Genomic DNA, 1386 nt, shown 5'->3' on the forward strand with positions numbered 1-1386 from the left:
AAATGTTGTCTTGAGTCAGATTTCGCAGGAGTGAACCAGTAACCAGTTCTACTGCAGGGTTGGCCGCCGTCGATTCGCGAGACCTGAGAATTATTGGTTGGTTGATAGTTGCGGGCGTATTCAACTAGATCCTTTGGATAAACCATGTGGTCTATTTTGCTGTCGTCTATGCCATATAAAAATGCGATGGCTCCTGCTTCGATGGCCCAATATCCTACATAACTCCCGTCCTCGCCTTGATGATGAGCATCGTGCCAAGGTGCATCTCGGAATGCCACATACCATTGGTTGCAGTATTTTTTCAGATGATCTGCAGCCTCTTCTTTAGTATTTGAATAAATGGCTTGAACAAGCGGAGAATAGACGTCGTGATACCACTGATCGATATCGTGTCTTTCCGATATGAGTTTGCTGAGTAAGTCTTCGTATAGTGTATCGGTGCCTTCATAGCCTGCGTTGTCTATCAACGCCACGAAACGTTTGAGAAGGTCTGTCCGATGAAGTAGCACGCAAAAGCCTATAACTTGCACGCACTCTTCGTATTGGTATGCGTAATCGCCAATCGCTAAAGGAGAGATGTTGGAGATGTTTTCATTGATTTCCAGCTTGCTTTGCCATTCTTCATACTTGCTAACCAGTTCTTCAAGTATGACAGATAGTTCGGGAATCGCTACGCCGGCAGTGTAGGAGGCTAATAACTTGTTCAGGCTCATGCGTTGAAAAAATCTAGCGCGAAGCATTTCTTCTTCTTCAACGGAATCAGACTGGAATTTTCTTGTGCGGTAAAATTCTATAGCGTCGTCGTATGCTTTCAGGAAGATTTTGAAGTGGTTATCACTATAAAATTTTTGCCGTTTCATGGTCATGCCTCAATCTTGAGTGACGATAGTGCACCGTGCTTTTTAGCTAATGATTTTTTACGTTTATTCACAAAGGTCTTTACTTCCTGCTCGCCGTAATGAAAGGCCTTGTGATTGAGGTGAGACATATCGTCTGAGTTGTTCAAACGCGCAGCAGCATGCTCCTTAGGGCTCATGCTGGCATGGTAAAGCGGCGTATAAAACAGGTGTCGGCTATACGAGTTCGGTACTTGGTAAGCTATCGTAACTCCCACAGATTTCCCTAGGTTTTCTTCAATCCATTCCCGGCTCATCTGAACAAGTATTTTTCTTTTCTGCGTCTGTGACGGAATTTCACTTCTGCCAGTGGTAGTTTTGTGTTTGCCGGTGCTTACTCTGGTTTTGTTTGTAGCGGGAGATGCGCCTTCACTGCTTTCCACCGGTTCTATCAGCTCACTCGGTTCAGTGAGGCCAGAAACGCCTAACTTCGACGCGACCCCCGGCTTTCTCGTATTATTCAGTTTCCGCATGAACTTCGGTGCATCTT

The 1386-nt window shown here is 45.2% G+C and carries 1 protein-coding gene and 1 pseudogene; both read right to left on the bottom strand.

Going from position 1 to position 1386, the window contains the following annotated elements; all coding sequences use genetic code 11:
* Positions 1-866, bottom strand: an 866-nt coding sequence (locus tag D6877_RS29000) for a PoNe immunity protein domain-containing protein (protein WP_130912913.1), incomplete at its 3' end; no start/stop codon positions are given.
* Positions 863-1386: pseudogene (locus D6877_RS29005) on the bottom strand (hypothetical protein); the annotation flags it as partial. The gene D6877_RS29000 and the pseudogene D6877_RS29005, both read right to left, overlap by 4 nt.

Source organism: Pseudomonas sp. Sample_9, from assembly GCF_004307535.1.
Classification (GTDB): Bacteria; Pseudomonadota; Gammaproteobacteria; order Pseudomonadales; family Pseudomonadaceae; genus Aquipseudomonas; species Aquipseudomonas mercuritolerans.